This is a genomic window from Runella sp. CRIBMP (assembly GCF_009905605.1).
Taxonomy (GTDB): Bacteria; Bacteroidota; Bacteroidia; order Cytophagales; family Spirosomataceae; genus Runella.
In genome coordinates, this window is record NZ_JAAAKZ010000003.1 from 343256 (window position 1) to 358423 (window position 15168).

The following is a 15168-nucleotide window of genomic DNA, read 5'->3' on the forward strand; positions in this document are numbered from 1 at the left end:
TGTCTGTTTAGTATTCTGCCAATACCCGTGCCGGAAACATAAGTTATTGGTTATGAATGAATTGGTATTGCCTGCGAATTTTAAAATTGTCCGAAAACGGACATGGGTTGTACGCCATTGGACAAGAATAAAAAGTGTACTTTATCTTAATGGTTGATAATGAGGTATTTTGTATTTTGGCACTCTTATTGGGTAAATTTATACATACCGTCAAAAGAGTTGTATTTTACCAAAATTACTAATTAGCTCATTTACAAATATTTCAAATGCTCACCGCCAAAGTATTAATTGTTGACGATGATGTCGACGTTTTGAGTGCTGCTAAATTGCTCCTCAAACGGCATTTCAGTCAAGTGGATATTGAAAAAAATCCCCAACGTATTCCCTTCTTAGTCACCAACGGCAATTACGACGCTATTTTGTTGGATATGAACTTCACCCGTGACGTCATCAGCGGCAAAGAAGGTTTTGATTGGTTGGACCGTATTTTAGACATTGACCCTTTGGCGGTTGTGGTCCTATTTACTGCGTTTGGTGATGTAGAAATGGCCGTTCGGGCCATGAAAGCGGGAGCCATGGACTTTGTACTGAAACCCTGGGAAAACGATAAGCTGCTGGCTACTATGCAGGCGGCCGTGTACAAAAGGGAGGAAAATAAAGCAAAAGTGGGTGGTAGCTCAGTGGCGTTGGCCAATAAACCAACGCCTGGAAAGCCGTTGTCCCAACCAAATTTTGTGGCTTCCAGCGCGGTTATGCAGCAGCTGTACGCCACCGCCGAGCGCGTCGCGGTGACGGACGCGACGGTACTGGTGTTGGGAGAAAACGGAACTGGAAAAAGCGACTTGGCCCAACTTATCCACCAAAAATCCAATCGCGCCGATAAACCTTTCGTTATCGTAGATTTAGGGGCAATTCCTGAAAGTTTGTTTGAAAGCGAGCTATTTGGTCACGTCAAAGGGGCTTTTACCGATGCCAAAGAAGACCGCGCAGGGCGGTTTGAAGAGGCCCACGGAGGAACGCTGTTCTTAGATGAAATCGGCAATTTATCCTTGCCCATGCAGGCCAAGCTCCTGACCGTGCTGCAAAACCGAACGGTGACGAGGGTGGGTTCTAACAAAACCAAACAAATAGACGTCCGGATCATTTGCGCTACCAATCAACCCATCGGCCAAATGGTGGCTGAGCGGACCTTCCGTCAGGATTTGCTTTACCGAATCAATACCATTGAGTTGCGTATTCCGCCCTTGCGGGAGCGTCCTGAAGACATTGTGCCGCTGACGGAGCTTTTCCTGAAACAGTACCGTCATCAATACAAACGCGTGGTGACAGCCCTGAGTGCGGCTCTGATCAAGCAATTGCAACGTTATCATTGGCCTGGCAACGTGCGCGAACTCCGCAGTGCGGTGGAGCGAGCCGTTATTTTGACCCAACAAAACACATTGCAACCCGAAGATTTTTTCCAGAATGCGTTTACCGAAACCTCACAGTTTACCGAAACCTACCAGCTGGAAGAAATGGAAAAACAGTTGATTGTAAAAGCAATGAAAAAATACAACGGCAACATCACCGAAGTGGCCAAGGAGTTGGGTCTTTCGCGGCAGGCATTGTACCGTAGAATGGAAAAATACGGGCTATGAAACACTTCTCAATCGGCATTTTGTGGCGGGTGTTTTGGCTGACGCTTAGTTTGGGAGGGTTGTTTTACTTTGTTCCTGATGAGCAGTGGATATTGTCGGCATTGATGGCGTTTATGAGTGCCATTGCGGTATTTCAGTTGTATTATTATGCCACAAGTACAAACCGAAAACTGGCGCGTTTTTTTGAGTCCGTTCGCTATTCAGATTTTGCCGTAAAGTTTCGCTCAGATGATAAAATGGGTGAAAGTTTTCGAGAAATCAATCAGCAGTTCAATGAAGTTTTGGAGGCATTTCGTGTGGCCCGGGCCGAAAAAGAAGCCAATCTTCAGTATCTGAATACCATCGTTCAGCATATCAGTACGGGCCTGATTAGCTTTGGCAGCGATGGGCGCGTAGAGCTGGTCAACAGCGCCGCACTCAAGATGTTGGGAATTTATCGGCTGCGTCAGTTGGAAGATTTACAGGAGCCCCACCCGCAGCTTTTTACGTTGATAGCCACGCTTCGTACGGGTGTACGCCAACTTTATCAGACCTCCGACGATGAGTCGTTGTCGGTGCAGGCTACGCAGATTCAGCTGAGAGGTAAGGTATTACGGATTTTGGTTTTGCAAAATATTCAGTCAGAATTGCAACAGAAGGAGATTGAAGCTTGGCAAAATCTGACACGGGTGTTGCGTCACGAAATCATGAATTCGCTCACTCCCATATTGTCGTTGGTAGGAACAATGAAGGAAATTGTGCAACTCGACATCGCGCCCGTTGCGCCCGACAATGAAGGGGTGCAGGACTTGACGGAGGCGCTGCAAACGCTGGAAAAACGCAGCGCGGGAATCATCCAGTTTGTGAATGCCTACCGTGATTTTACTACCTTACCAAAACCTACCTTTGTGGAAATCCCCGCCCGCGAGCTACTCAGCGGGGTGCTGCAATTGTTTCAAAAAAGTTTGCAGGAAGCATTTATCAAAACGACCTTAACGATTGTGCCTGAGAGCCTTGTCATCACGGCCGACGCGGACCAAATCGAACAGGTGTTGATTAATCTCATCAAAAACGCCATCGAAGCTTTGCAGGGACATGCCAATGCGTTGTTGACGATACGTGCCTATTCCGACATGAATCAGCGCGTATACATTGAGGTGGCCGACAACGGCCTTGGCATTGAGCCAGAAGCTTTGGAGCGGATTTTTATTCCTTTTTATACCACCAAAAAAACAGGTTCGGGCATAGGACTGAGTCTTTCGCGCCAAATTATGCAACAGCACGGTGGTCAGCTCAGTGTGACCTCGGAAGTAGGCAGAGGTACCACATTTGTGATTATTTTGTAGAGACACAAACACCGCGTCTCTACAAAATATTTCCGTCTTTTTTGAGCCAACCTATTTCTACAATGGCCTCAGAATTAATGGGGCCATACACGTGCGGAAAGAGTTCGGTGCCGTTGGGCGCGGGTTCGTACAACAGCGGAGAAGTAAGCTTGGTCTCGTCGATGTGCATCAAAAATAGGTTGTCTACTCCGCTGTAATATCTTTCCAAAACACCCGCTATTTGAGTTTGCGTGCTGCAATGAATGAATGTTTCGGCATCCAGCGTCTCGCTTTTGTAGGCGGGGGCATACTCAAATTGTGCCCAATATTCTGGCGTAACAATGTGATAAATCATCAGCTTGGAGAAGTAACAGGTTCTTCTTTTTTGGGGAATAACAGGGAAGCGATAACGGCAACGGCCAAAATCCCCACAATGATATAAAGCGAATAAACGGTCTTAAAGCCCCATTCTTCCAGTTGATGATGTCCCAACATTTTGAGTCCAATGAAAGAAAGCAAAATTCCCAAACCGGGTTTGAGGTAATGGAATTTGTCCATGATGCTCGATAAAAAGAAGAACATCGAACGTAACCCCATGATAGCAAACACATTGGAGAAAAAGACAATGTAAGGGTCTTTGGTGATGGAGAAAATGGCGGGGATGGAATCAACCGCAAAAATCAAATCCGTAAAAGCAATCACAATAACGACCACAAAGATGGGTGTGATGTACCATTTATTGTAACGTCGGTGGAAGATGAAAAAATGGTCAACAACGTTGCGATTATAGACGTTGAAATACTTAGAGGCAAATTTTACGGCGATGTGCTCACTCGGATTGATTTCTTCGTCTTCTTCCTTCTGAAAGAGGATTTTAGCACCAGTATAGACCAAAAATGCCCCAAAAATATAGATAATCCATTCAAACTTTTGCAACAACGCCGCGCCGACAAATATAAATACGAAGCGAAGCACTACCGCCCCCGAAATTCCCCAAATCAATACCTTTTTGTAAAACTTTTCGTGAACACCGAAAGAACTGAAAATCAAGATAAATACAAAAATATTGTCGGCAGAAAGGGAGTATTCAACCAAATAACCCGTGATGTACTCAAGGGCCATGTTGTTCTGAAAAATCTGTAAACTGGCCTCAAAATTGCCTGGAACAAGTACTAGATGGTTGGCATACTTGCTTACAATCTCCTGTAAATGAGTCATATCGGAGACATCGTGAATAAGGTAGCCGAAGTTTTTGATGAAGAAATAAAATCCAACGGACAGTACCACCCAAACGGCACTCCAGATACCCGCTTCTTTAAAACTGACAATGTGGCTTTTTTGCTTAGTAAATACACCGAGGTCGATGAGCATGACGAAAATGACAAATACCGTAAATGCTCCAAAAAATAGAAGTTCGTTAGAAATCATCGCTTACGCGTGGGTTAATTAGTGAAATCGTTCTTGGCTAATAAGCCTCAAACAGCTATCAAAGTTCCGCAGATTCTTTCACATTGACAAACGGTTTCTATCGGGCCCAAGCGGGCGTAGGCGTGGTTTCGTCAAACAGCTCATCAATATAGTATTGCCGCCGGGCGCGTTTGTCGCAGTCGTTGCCGTTGTCGATTGGGTACAAACAGATAGAATAAACTTCGGTATTGTCAGGGTTCATCAGGCTAGCATAGGTGCCGTCGGCGAATGCTTTGGAGGTATGCAGGCGCGCCAAATAGCAGTGAGCGAGTTCATGAAAAACCAACCCTTCGCGGGTTTGGGTAGTGGCTTCTTTCCAGCAAAACTCCTGAATACCAAGAATAATGTGCTTTTGATGGGCTTGCACACCTTTACACATTCCGCAGATATAGTTGGCGTCGGGTTGGGCAAATTCAACGATAAGGTTATCTATTTTCAACTCCAATCCGCGTAGTTTAGCTTCTTTGACAAACGCTTGCACGTAAGGTTCAACTTCGGGTGGGACACGGTATTCGGGGTCGGCTTCTTTTTTACAACTTCCGAAACAAATCGTCAGAAACAAAAACAAAAGGGTGTGCTTTGCCATCGTTTTATTTATTAAAGCAGGAATCAACTTTGATTTTACTTTATCCTAAAAGCAGATGGGGTGCTGATTATAAGTATTTTACCTTAAAACATCAGCGTCATCTATGCGCAGTTGGTCGTAATTTAAAAGGCAGACGACGCTGATGCTGGCTTATTTCTAAAGTGTTTCCATAAACTCCCTGATGGCTTCTGCCGAAGCTTTTGGGTCTTCGACCATTCCCATGTGGCCTGCTTCTTTGAGGACCAAAGTGTGGGTGTTGGGAGAAAGTTTAGACAACTCAATGTTCTTTTCAAACGAAATGAGCTTATCTTCTTCCCCAAAAACAAACAAAACTGGAAGGTTGGAATTCCGAAGTATCGACGTACGGTCGGTGCGAGTCATGATGGCCTTAAATCCCGCAATAACGGCTTCTGTTGGCAATTGAGCGTATTTTCCTACGTGATTTTTGATCACTTCGGGATGGGTTTTAGCATACGTCTCGGCGTACATGTTGGGCCCCGACTGACGAATAAAAGCGGCCGCTCCGTGGGTTTCCATAAACGTCAATGTTTTTTTTCGCTGTTCGGTTTTGGCTTCATCGTCGGCATAGGAGGTGGAATGAAACAAGCCAAATCCCTGAAGAAGCTGTGGGTATTTTTCGGCAAATGCCAAAGTGAGGTAGCCGCCCATTGAGTGCCCAATAAGAACACATTTTTTTATGCCTATTTCTTCCAACCAAGCGTGCAGCCCGTCGGCATATTCTTCAATACTTTTAAATTTGGTCTCGGTCGAGAAATCAGGAGTCAGTACTTGATATTCCTGAAGCAGTGGCTTTATGTCTTCCCAAATGGAGGCGTCAACGCCGTGGCCGTGAATCAAAACGAGTGTTTTCATGCTGTGTTGGAGTGGTTTTGTAACGATTAAAAAACAATAGCCCAACAGATTTCTGAGGGCTATTGTCAAAGATACTCAATAATTAGGTTTATGCCACTGATTTCAGGACATATAATGAGGAGCGTTCAAATTTTTCGCGGGCATAATCCAGCGTGAGCGTAAACTCCGTCACGTCTTTCATGGATGGCAAATCAAACATGGCGTCGGTCATGATGGCTTCGCAAATGGAGCGTAAACCACGCGCGCCTAGTTTGTAAGACAACGCCTGCTCCACGATGTATTCGAGTACATCATCATCAAAGGTCAATTTAATGCCTTCCATGGTAAACAATTTCTGGTATTGCTTGGCCAGTGCATTTTTAGGCTCGGTCAAGATTTGGCGCAATGCATCTCCGTCCAGAGGATTGAGGTAAGTCAATGCAGGCAAACGCCCGATGAGCTCAGGAATCAAACCAAATGATTTCAAATCCTGCGCGGCTACATAGCGCAATAGGTTGCCTTTGTCGAAAATTTCGCCCAAACGACGGTCGTTGGTAAAACCAATCGGACGCGAGTTGATGCGCTTGGCAATGTGTCGGTCAATGCCGTCAAACGCGCCGCCGCAAATGAAAAGAATGTTTTCGGTATTGATTGGAATGAGTTTTTGGTCGGGGTGCTTACGTCCGCCTTGCGGGGGAACGTTTACGACCGAGCCTTCCAAAAGTTTTAGAAGTGCTTGCTGTACCCCTTCGCCGCTCACGTCGCGGGTGATAGAGGGATTATCGCTTTTCCGGGCAATTTTATCAATTTCATCAATGAACACGATGCCCCGTTCGGCGGCTTCGGCGTTGTAGTCGGCTGCCTGAAGCAAGCGTGTCAGAATGGTTTCTACGTCTTCTCCCACGTAGCCAGCTTCGGTCACCACGGTGGCATCGGCAATGCAAAATGGCACTTGCAGCATCTTGGCAATGGTCCGCGCGAGGTAGGTTTTTCCCGTTCCGGTTTCGCCTACCATGATGATGTTGGTTTTCTCGATATGCACCTCATCGTTCGACTTTGGCTGCATGAGGCGTTTATAGTGGTTGTAAACCGCCACCGAAAGCGTCTTTTTGGCTTCGTCTTGACCAATGACGTATTGGTCGAGGTAGCGCTTCATTTCGAGCGGTTTGATGAGATTAAACTTGGGGGTGGATGGTTTTTCCTTTTTCTTTTTAGGATACAATTCTTCCTGAACTACGCCGTAGCCTTGCTCAATGCAAAAATTACAGATGTGGGCATCAATACCCGAGAGCAGTAGCTGGACCTCATTTTTCCGTCTGCCACAAAAAGAACAATTTATTGCTGCCATGAAAGGAGTCAAAATGACCTAATGTTTAAAATTTACGTTGCAAAGTTAAGTTTTAACAATAACAAACCCCAATTAGTTTATCTAACGGACTACGCAGGTTGGGCGGAGTTTGTTGCACAGGCGTTTTTCTTCTCTTTTGACAATGAAGGCTTTCGAAGTGTTATGAGCTTTTTTGTCAGAATAGAATACAATTTACGAAAAATGGGTAAGGCATAAAAAAGAAAAGTTTTACCTTCCCGTCCTTTGTCTGTTACTTTAAAATCCAATTCCAAAGCGTTGATACAATCCCTGATCTAAACCTCTATGAACAATAACTACCTTTTTATCCTTGCCGTGCTCGCCCTGACCGCCTGCCAAGGCACTACCGACCAAACAGGTAACGCCCCTGACAGCGCTGCAACGGTCGCAGTTGGTCAGCCAGAAGGCTCTCCCGACAATTTTTACTGTATTCCTGGGGTTCAGGCGGGCAATGTAAAGGCCAACAGCAGCGAAGCGAGCCTCATGGCGATGCTGGGAGCGGAAAATGTGGTTCGGGATTCGGTCTACATCGGAGAGGGTTATTACGAAAAAGGAACGACGCTGTTTAAAGGTACGCCCGACGAAGCCCAAATTTTGTGGAAAGATACCGTCAACTACGCCAATCCTAGGAATGTGATGATTCGTTCGGCTGAAGGCAAACCCAATCAGTGGTTGGTAGACAGTGGTGTCAAGATGGGAATGCCCCTGAAAGAAGTGGAAAAAATAAACGGTAAGCCCTTCAAAATTGCGGGCTTTGGGTGGGACTACGGCGGCTTTGTGACCGACTGGCAGCGCGGAAAACTCGCTGGTAAAAATGAAGTGGAGAATCTCGTGATTCGATTTTACTATAACATCGAAGATGATAAACTCGGCACTATTGCCGAAAAAGTACTGGGCGAAGGGCCGTTTTTATCCTCCCATCCAGCCATGCAGCAACTGAATCCGAAAGTGGTGGAGATAACGATTGGGTTTGATTGAAGCGCCTCATTCTGCCCTAATAATGCTATACTTAATTTGAACAAAGGTTCTTCCTCTTTTATGGCATGGGTTGAGTGGTTAACTAATCCCCCAAAACAAACAACCCGAAAGCCGTTTAGCTTTCGGGTTAAAAAGAATTGAATTTCCTATTTTTTTAGGCGCCTTTAAAAGTAGCTTCTGCTTTGTTCCAGTCTACGATGTTCCAGAATGCATCCACGTAATCGGGGCGTTTGTTTTGGTACTTAAGATAATAGGCATGTTCCCATACGTCAAGGCCAATAATTGGCGTACCTTTTACATCGGCAATGTCCATCAATGGATTATCCTGATTGGGAGTGGAAGTGATCGCTACGCCGTCGTCAGTTTTGATCAACCATGCCCAGCCTGAACCGAAGCGACCCAAGGCTGCCTTTTTGAACTCGTCTTTAAATGCGTCAAATGAGCCAAATTTAGCATCGATAGCCGCGGCTAACTCACCGACCGGAGCTCCTCCGCCGTTGGGCGAAAGAATGTTCCACAAAAATGTATGATTCCAGTGACCGCCGCCATTGTTGCGAACCGCTGGAGAAATGGCACCCGCATTGGCCACCAATTCTTCAATGCTTTTGCCTTCGTTGGGAGTGCCTGCAATGGCGTTGTTGAGGTTGGTCACGTAGGTATTATGGTGACGACCGTGGTGGATTTCCATGGTAGTTTGGTCAAAATGGGGCTCCAACGCATTTGAGGCGTAGGGCAGAGGGGCTAATGTAAAGGACATGACAGTTATAATTTAAGTTTTAACGTGTTACTCGACTGCAAAACACCGTGCCAGCGTTTTATGTTCGCAGCCTGAGAAAAAATTTCTTCAGGAGTTGGGTAATTTCTTGCTCCAATATGCCCCTTTTAACGGTTGTTTTGGGATGAAGGATGTTTTGGGTTAATAAAGAATAGCCTCGTTTGTCGTCGGAAGCCCCGTAGACAATGCGCCCAATTTGGGACCAATACAGCGCCCCACCGCACATTACACACGGCTCTAAGGTGACATATAACGTGCAATCTTTGAGGTATTTGCTGCCCAGATAGTCGGCGGCGGCGGTGATGGCCAAAATTTCGGCGTGGGCCGTGACGTCGGTCAACTGCTCGGTTTGGTTGCGGGTTTTGGCGATGATGCGGTGTTGACACACAATGACCGCCCCCACGGGAATTTCCCCTGCTTCGGCGGCCGCTTCTGCTTCATAGAGAGCGAGTTGCATATAGTACTCGTCCGAAAAAAGAGGGTACATATTTCCGACTTTAGACATCGTCCGTTGAAATAAACCAAGGTATAAAAATAACAAAAGAGGATACAACTGTCGCAGTTATATCCTCTTGTTGGGTTCTGTGGTGAGTGGCTTTAGGCCGCGGCATACATCACGCTCTGCTCTTCTTCGAGATAAACCATCAACTTGTTTAAGGTGGATAATTTGTGATAATCTTCGTCGGGGATTCGCAGGCCAAATTCCTTTTCAAGTTTCATCATCAAATCTACCGTGTCCAAGCTATCAAAGCCCAAATCTTTTACAAAATGAACATTGTCGGTGACCGCTCGGCGTTCTACACCAAAGTCTTCTAAAATAGTTAAAATACGTTCTTTCATGGCATTGTATGTTAATGTTGATGTATTAATCTACATTTATCTTAACGCCAAAAAAGAGGCAAAAATTTCACGAAATAAGATGAAACCAATAACTATTTCAGAGGGTTTGTTTCAATGTTCTTTAAATCAATAAGATATAAAAAAAGATTTTTGTAAAAAAAACAGAACTAAACTGTTGAAATAGCGATTATTTTGCACTTTTCTTCAAAATAATCCCAGCCAATGGCGGCAAAGTCAAGACCACTGATTGAGGCTGATTATGCCATTTTTCGGGTTGGGTTTCTATCACTTGAGTATTGCTCACGCCGCTACCGTAAAAAGAAGGAGCATCGCTATTAAACACTTCTTCCCATATTCCAACTGACGGAACGCCAATTCTGTAGCCTTGTTGCGGAACGGGGGTCAGGTTGAGAACCACCACAATGGTATCGCTCGGATTAAGCCCTTTGCGCGAATAAGCCACAATGCAATTGTCACGGTCCTGTGAGTCAATCCACTCAAAGCCTTCGGGCGAAAAGTTATAGTCATGCAAAGCGGGCTGATTGCGTAGGGCCGAGTTGAGGGCTTTAACGCATTCCTGTACTCCTTTGTGTGGCGCATGGTTGAGCAGATGCCAATCCAACGATTGTTGAAAATTCCACTCACGAGCTTGGGCAAACTCCCCACCCATGAAGAGCAGTTTGGTGCCAGGGTGGGTGTACATATAGGTAAACAGCAACCTTAAATTTGCGAAACGTTGCCATTCGTCGCCTGGCATTTTGCCAATCAGAGAACCTTTTCCATACACCACTTCATCGTGAGAGAGCGGCAACATGAAGTTTTCAGAAAAAGCGTATACCAAGCTGAACGTAATCTGGTCTTGGTGCCAACGACGGAACATCGGGTCTTTTTCGAAATACTTGAGGGTATCGTTCATCCAGCCCATCATCCATTTCATGCCGAATCCCAGTCCGCCTAGATAAGTAGGGCGCGACACACCCGGAAAAGCGGTGGATTCTTCCGCAATCGTTTGGGCATCGGGGAAATCTTTGAAAATGGCTTCGTTCATTTCTTTCATCAACGAAATCGCCTCCAAGTTTTCGCGTCCGCCAAACTCATTGGGAATCCATTCGCCGTGTTTGCGCGAATAGTCCAAATAGAGCATCGAAGCAACGGCGTCTACGCGCAGACCGTCGGTATGGTAGCGGTCCATCCAGAAAACGGCGTTGGAAATGAGGAATGAACGGACCTCGTTACGGCCATAATTAAAAATATAGCTTTTCCAGTCGGGGTGGTAGCCCTTGCGGGGGTCGGCGTGCTCGTATAAATGCGTACCGTCAAAGTTATATAATCCGTGGGCGTCGCCTGGAAAGTGCGATGGAACCCAGTCCATGTACACGCCGATGTTTTCCAAGTGAAGCCGCTCAATGAGGTACATTAAGTCTTGCGGATTTCCCATCCGGGAAGCGCACGAGAAATACCCCGTGATTTGATAGCCCCAAGAAGGCGGATAGGGCGCTTCCATGATGGGCATCAACTCTACGTGGGTAAAGCCCATTTCTTTGACGTAGGGAACCAAACTATCGGCAATTTCGCGGTAATTCAAAAAACGCTCTGGGTTGTCGGGGTCGCGCATCCATGAAGCCAAATGCACTTCATACACTGAGATGGGAGAGGTCAATGAGTTGTGCTTGCGGCGGTTACGCATCCATCCTTCATCCTGCCACTCGTACCATGTGTCCCACACCACCGAGGCGGTTTGGGGGGCTACTTCGCACCAAAGGGCAAAAGGATCGGATTTTTCTAATTCCAAACCATTATTCATTGATTTGATGAAGTATTTATAGACTTCACCGCGCCCTATGTTTGGCACAAAGCCTTCCCAAATACCCGAGCCGTCCCAACGAGAGCTGAGTGGATGACTGCCGCGCTCCCAGCCATTAAAATTTCCAATGACCGAAACGTAGTGAGCATTGGGTGCCCAAACGGCAAAATAAGTACCGATGACTCCTTTATACTCGGCTACGTGAGAGCCCAACTTTTCGTATAATTTAAAGTGCTTGCCAGATTTGAACAAATAAATATCAAACTCTGAAAAGCGCGAATAATTTTCAACAGCTTGCAACTGGACAGGGGCTTCGGCGATGGTGAGGTCTTCCACCGGTTCGGTTTTTTTACGGGTTTTCTTCGGAACGGGCGTTTCGGCTACAACTTCAGTTTTAGTTTTTGCTGATTTTGCCATAATATTGAGTTTAGCGATGGTTCATTATAGGTTGTATGGTGCAAAATAGATTTTTTCGAGCCAAAATTGCACTATAAGTACTAAAAAATCTTTTTCTTTTTCTTTAAGCCTCTTTTCCAAAACCGAGAACCACTTGAATATGAATTTTTTCGACATCAACTCCGTCCTTTTTGAGGCTTGGGGATACAAAATGAGCCACCTTGAGTTTTGGGCGACCGTCACGGGTGCAGTGGCCGTTTGGCTATCAGCGCGTGAAAACGTGTGGAGTTGGATTATTGGTTTGTTGAATGTGGTGCTGGCGTTTGCGCTTTTTTACCAAATTCAGCTTTACCCCGATATGTTTTTGCAGGTTTTTTTCTTTATCACTAATCTCATCGGCTGGTGGCAATGGAAATACCCCAAAGCCAATGAGGCCAACTTAAAAAATGAGTTAAAAATCAGTAAGTTAACCTTGCAACAATGGCTGGTGCTGGGCGTAGGTGGGCTGGTGTGTACGTTTGCAATGGGTAGTTTTGCCAAAAATCTACACGAATTTTTCCCCGTACTGTTTAGTCAACCCAGTGCCTTTCCCTACATGGACTCATTCACGACGGTCATGAGTATTGTGGCTACGTTTATGTTGATTCGTAAAAAAATCGAGGCGTGGTACGTGTGGTTGGTGATTGATGTCATTGCTACTTACATTTATTACCTCAAAGAAGTGAAGCTGTACGCGCTACTGTATTTTCTGTTTTGCTTCATTGCGGCGTTTGGGGCGTATCATTGGACCAAAGAATACCGCAGCTACGATAAACGATGAAAAAAGGGTTGGTTTTTGGGAAATTCATGCCTTTGCACAAAGGGCATTTGGCATTGATTGAGTTTGCGTTGTCGTACTGTGATAAAGTCATGGTTTCAATGAGTTTTACCCTCGACGACCCTATTCCTGCCGAAATACGCTTTGGTTGGCTACACCAAATCTTTGACCAAAATCCGCGTATTGAGCTATTTCGAGCACTGGACGATTTTCCCGATGAGGGGTTGCCTCTCACAGAAGCTACCAAAATGTGGGCGGATTTTATTCACCAAACTTTTCCTGATGTAGAGGGCGTTTTCTGCTCAGAAGCCTACGGAGTTCCTTTGGCCCGTCATTTGAATTGTCCTGTGGTGTTTTTTGATTTAGACCGCGTTCAAGTTCCTATTTCTGCCACGGTCATTCGCTCCAATCCGTATCAACATTGGGATTTTATACCGCAGCTGGTAAGGCCGTATTTTACGAAAAAAGTCTGCCTTTATGGCCCCGAAAGCGTTGGAAAAACAACGCTGGCGCAGCAGTTAGCAGAATGTTTTCAAACAACTTTTGCGCACGAAGTCGCTCGGGAGGTGCTCACCTCCAATGAGTTTGAAATAGAAAAAATCATCGAAATTGGCGAATTACAAACTGAGTTGGTCAAACAAAAAATAGGAGAAGCCAATCAAGTGCTTTTCTGTGATACAGACTTGATTACGACGCAAATTTACTGCCAACAGTATTTTGGCTACGTGCCCGATGAGTTGAAAAAATGCGAAGCAGAGATTACGTACGACCTGTATTTGCTACTAAACATTGATACGCCTTGGGTACCCGATTCACTGCGCGACTTTGGTGATCGGCGGGCAGAAATGTTCAACCTTTTTAAGAATGAATTAGAAAAACGAGAGCTACCGTATGTGTTGATTGAAGGAAATTGGGGGCAACGGTTTATTGCCGCACGAAAAGAAGTGGAAAGGATGTTGCGGGGCAATTAACCATTTCGTGGGATTACTTGGGGCTATAAAACTTTCTTTTGCTGACAAGAGCACTAAAAGGCATATAATTGGGCGTTAATAAACTATAAACAGTTACAAAAAATCTTTGTATATGAAAATTTATAGATGTGTAATGCTATTTTTTATGGTTTTTATTTTCACAAAAAGCACAAGCCAAAATAAAATAGATACAGTGAATGTTGGGTTGATTATAAAAATGACTCCATTTCAGTCAATTTTTGGAACAGTAGTTTATGGGAAAATAAGGGTTTCTAGCGATAGCTTATTTTTTAATACAACCCCTTGTAATGAATTGGCAAAGAAACTATCCCCCGTTTTTCCTTGCAATGCTCATCTCATTAAGCCAATTGGGGTATCATTCAAGGAAATAAAGAAAATGAAGCGAAGGGCTTTCTTATTTTTATTTCCTAATCGGCTGTTCATTCAGACAAAAAACAATGATACTTATCTTTTCATCACTTACAAAAGGCGATTAATTAAAAGAAAATACCAATCTTATTTGGATAGTGTGTAGCTTTTTGGCGGCCTCATCAATCGTTCAGATTGATGGGGCTATTTGATGCGCCACTTGGGAGAGATATTGTATCGTATTCCAATACCAGCGGTAAAACCCGCCCCGCGCGTCACAAATTCGGCATTTTCAATGGGCTCCTGATTGTTTTTAATCGATACTTTCACGTTGGCAATACTCGTAAGGCCCATGACCTGACGGGCATATACGCTCAAGGTCCACCGTCTCGACATGGCCCAGTTGAAACTAGCCGCCAACTCAGCGTTGATGGAGTGTTGTCGAAGTACACCTACCGAGCCTGAATAAACGAGGGAGTCGGTCCACGTATGCCCACGGGTAGTGATTACGCCGTTGAATGTTTTTTGGCTTATTTCGCCATTGGCCCATACGTATTGCAAGCCGCCGCCCAAATGGGCTTCAAGTTTGTCATAAAATACCCGGGCGCGCCAATTAGCCCGCACCGGAAACGACATAAATTGCAGGGGATTGGTGCCAATCGCGCGGTTGGTCTGATAGAGATAAACGAGGTTGAGCGGCAAAGAATAGATGCCCGTTTCGACCGACATATAAGGGTTAACCACTCGGCCTACTTTCATGCCGTACATGGGCATAATTCCCGACCCGCCAGGGTTATATTTGCTGAGCTCTCCCGCAATCATGCGCGTTTGATTACTGAAAATCCCGACGTCTGTTCCGACATACCAATGTCCTCGGAATAGCTTGCTCTGACCAAATCCCGACAATGCAAACAGACATACCAATCCAACTATCGCGTAGCAGTGTTTCATGGGTAGGCAGGGTTAATGACCTGAATGTGTGGCTAATATACGAAGTTTTGAAATT

At 45.3% G+C, this 15168-nt stretch carries 16 protein-coding genes; 6 read left to right on the top strand and 10 right to left on the bottom strand.

Annotated features, from left to right (window positions below; genetic code table 11):
* The first annotated feature begins 266 nt into the window (after window positions 1-266).
* Both GVN20_RS11300 and GVN20_RS11305 read left to right on the top strand, forming a co-directional pair.
* Window positions 267-1637: a sigma-54 dependent transcriptional regulator gene (locus tag GVN20_RS11300; RefSeq protein WP_166558425.1), complete on the top strand. Its 1371-nt coding sequence runs from the start codon at window positions 267-269 to the stop codon at window positions 1635-1637.
* Window positions 1634-2962 carry a PAS domain-containing sensor histidine kinase gene (locus GVN20_RS11305; RefSeq protein ID WP_166558426.1) on the top strand — a complete coding sequence of 443 codons (1329 nt, stop codon included), beginning with the start codon at window positions 1634-1636 and terminating at the stop codon, window positions 2960-2962. The genes GVN20_RS11300 and GVN20_RS11305 overlap by 4 nt, the downstream gene beginning before the upstream one ends.
* Before the next feature lie 19 nt (window positions 2963-2981).
* Here GVN20_RS11305 and GVN20_RS11310 read toward each other — a convergent pair whose 3' ends face one another.
* The 5 genes from GVN20_RS11310 to clpX form a co-directional block, all read right to left on the bottom strand.
* Window positions 2982-3296, bottom strand: a complete 315-nt coding sequence (locus GVN20_RS11310; protein ID WP_166558427.1) for a DUF952 domain-containing protein — start codon at window positions 3294-3296, stop codon at window positions 2982-2984.
* Complete coding sequence (locus GVN20_RS11315) at window positions 3296-4369, bottom strand: TerC/Alx family metal homeostasis membrane protein (RefSeq protein WP_166558428.1); 1074 nt, start codon at window positions 4367-4369, stop codon at window positions 3296-3298. The genes GVN20_RS11310 and GVN20_RS11315 overlap by 1 nt, the downstream gene beginning before the upstream one ends.
* Window positions 4370-4466: 97 nt before the next feature.
* On the bottom strand, window positions 4467-4994 hold the full coding sequence (locus tag GVN20_RS11320; protein WP_166558429.1) for a hypothetical protein: 528 nt from the start codon (window positions 4992-4994) through the stop codon (window positions 4467-4469).
* A 156-nt stretch (window positions 4995-5150) separates the two neighbouring features.
* Window positions 5151-5867 carry an alpha/beta fold hydrolase gene (locus GVN20_RS11325; protein WP_166558430.1) on the bottom strand — a complete coding sequence of 239 codons (717 nt, stop codon included), beginning with the start codon at window positions 5865-5867 and terminating at the stop codon, window positions 5151-5153.
* Between the two features lie 88 nt (window positions 5868-5955).
* On the bottom strand, window positions 5956-7194 hold the full coding sequence (gene clpX / locus GVN20_RS11330) for an ATP-dependent Clp protease ATP-binding subunit ClpX (RefSeq protein ID WP_114068411.1): 1239 nt from the start codon (window positions 7192-7194) through the stop codon (window positions 5956-5958).
* Window positions 7195-7497: 303 nt separating this feature from the next.
* Here clpX and GVN20_RS11335 point away from each other — a divergent pair, with 303 nt between their 5' ends.
* Window positions 7498-8190 (top strand): hypothetical protein, encoded by a 693-nt coding sequence (locus GVN20_RS11335; protein ID WP_166558431.1) that lies wholly within the window; start codon window positions 7498-7500, stop codon window positions 8188-8190.
* A gap of 154 nt (window positions 8191-8344) precedes the next feature.
* On the opposite strand, the gene GVN20_RS11340 is transcribed toward GVN20_RS11335, so the two are convergent.
* The 4 genes from GVN20_RS11340 to glgB all read right to left on the bottom strand — a co-directional run bounded on the left by GVN20_RS11340 (window position 8345) and on the right by glgB (window position 12026).
* Window positions 8345-8947: a superoxide dismutase gene (locus GVN20_RS11340; protein ID WP_166558432.1), complete on the bottom strand. Its 603-nt coding sequence runs from the start codon at window positions 8945-8947 to the stop codon at window positions 8345-8347.
* 58 nt (window positions 8948-9005) lie between these two features.
* Window positions 9006-9470 carry a nucleoside deaminase gene (locus GVN20_RS11345; protein ID WP_206023251.1) on the bottom strand — a complete coding sequence of 155 codons (465 nt, stop codon included), beginning with the start codon at window positions 9468-9470 and terminating at the stop codon, window positions 9006-9008.
* A gap of 92 nt (window positions 9471-9562) precedes the next feature.
* Window positions 9563-9805: an acyl carrier protein gene (locus GVN20_RS11350; RefSeq protein WP_114461692.1), complete on the bottom strand. Its 243-nt coding sequence runs from the start codon at window positions 9803-9805 to the stop codon at window positions 9563-9565.
* A gap of 187 nt (window positions 9806-9992) precedes the next feature.
* Window positions 9993-12026 (bottom strand): 1,4-alpha-glucan branching protein GlgB, encoded by a 2034-nt coding sequence (glgB, locus tag GVN20_RS11355; RefSeq protein WP_166558433.1) that lies wholly within the window; start codon window positions 12024-12026, stop codon window positions 9993-9995.
* Between the two features lie 139 nt (window positions 12027-12165).
* Here glgB and pnuC point away from each other — a divergent pair, with 139 nt between their 5' ends.
* The 3 genes from pnuC to GVN20_RS11370 all read left to right on the top strand — a co-directional run bounded on the left by pnuC (window position 12166) and on the right by GVN20_RS11370 (window position 14328).
* On the top strand, window positions 12166-12825 hold the full coding sequence (pnuC, locus tag GVN20_RS11360; RefSeq protein ID WP_166558434.1) for a nicotinamide riboside transporter PnuC: 660 nt from the start codon (window positions 12166-12168) through the stop codon (window positions 12823-12825).
* A complete protein-coding gene (locus GVN20_RS11365; protein ID WP_166558435.1) occupies window positions 12822-13793 on the top strand; it encodes an AAA family ATPase in 972 nt (323 codons plus the stop codon). The genes pnuC and GVN20_RS11365 overlap by 4 nt, the downstream gene beginning before the upstream one ends.
* Window positions 13794-13905: 112 nt before the next feature.
* Window positions 13906-14328 (top strand): hypothetical protein, encoded by a 423-nt coding sequence (locus tag GVN20_RS11370; protein WP_166558436.1) that lies wholly within the window; start codon window positions 13906-13908, stop codon window positions 14326-14328.
* Window positions 14329-14366: 38 nt separating this feature from the next.
* On the opposite strand, the gene GVN20_RS11375 is transcribed toward GVN20_RS11370, so the two are convergent.
* The gene (locus GVN20_RS11375) at window positions 14367-15113 is read right to left on the bottom strand and encodes a hypothetical protein (protein ID WP_166558437.1); all 747 of its coding nucleotides are present in this window, start codon (window positions 15111-15113) and stop codon (window positions 14367-14369) included.
* Window positions 15114-15168: the final 55 nt, after the last annotated feature.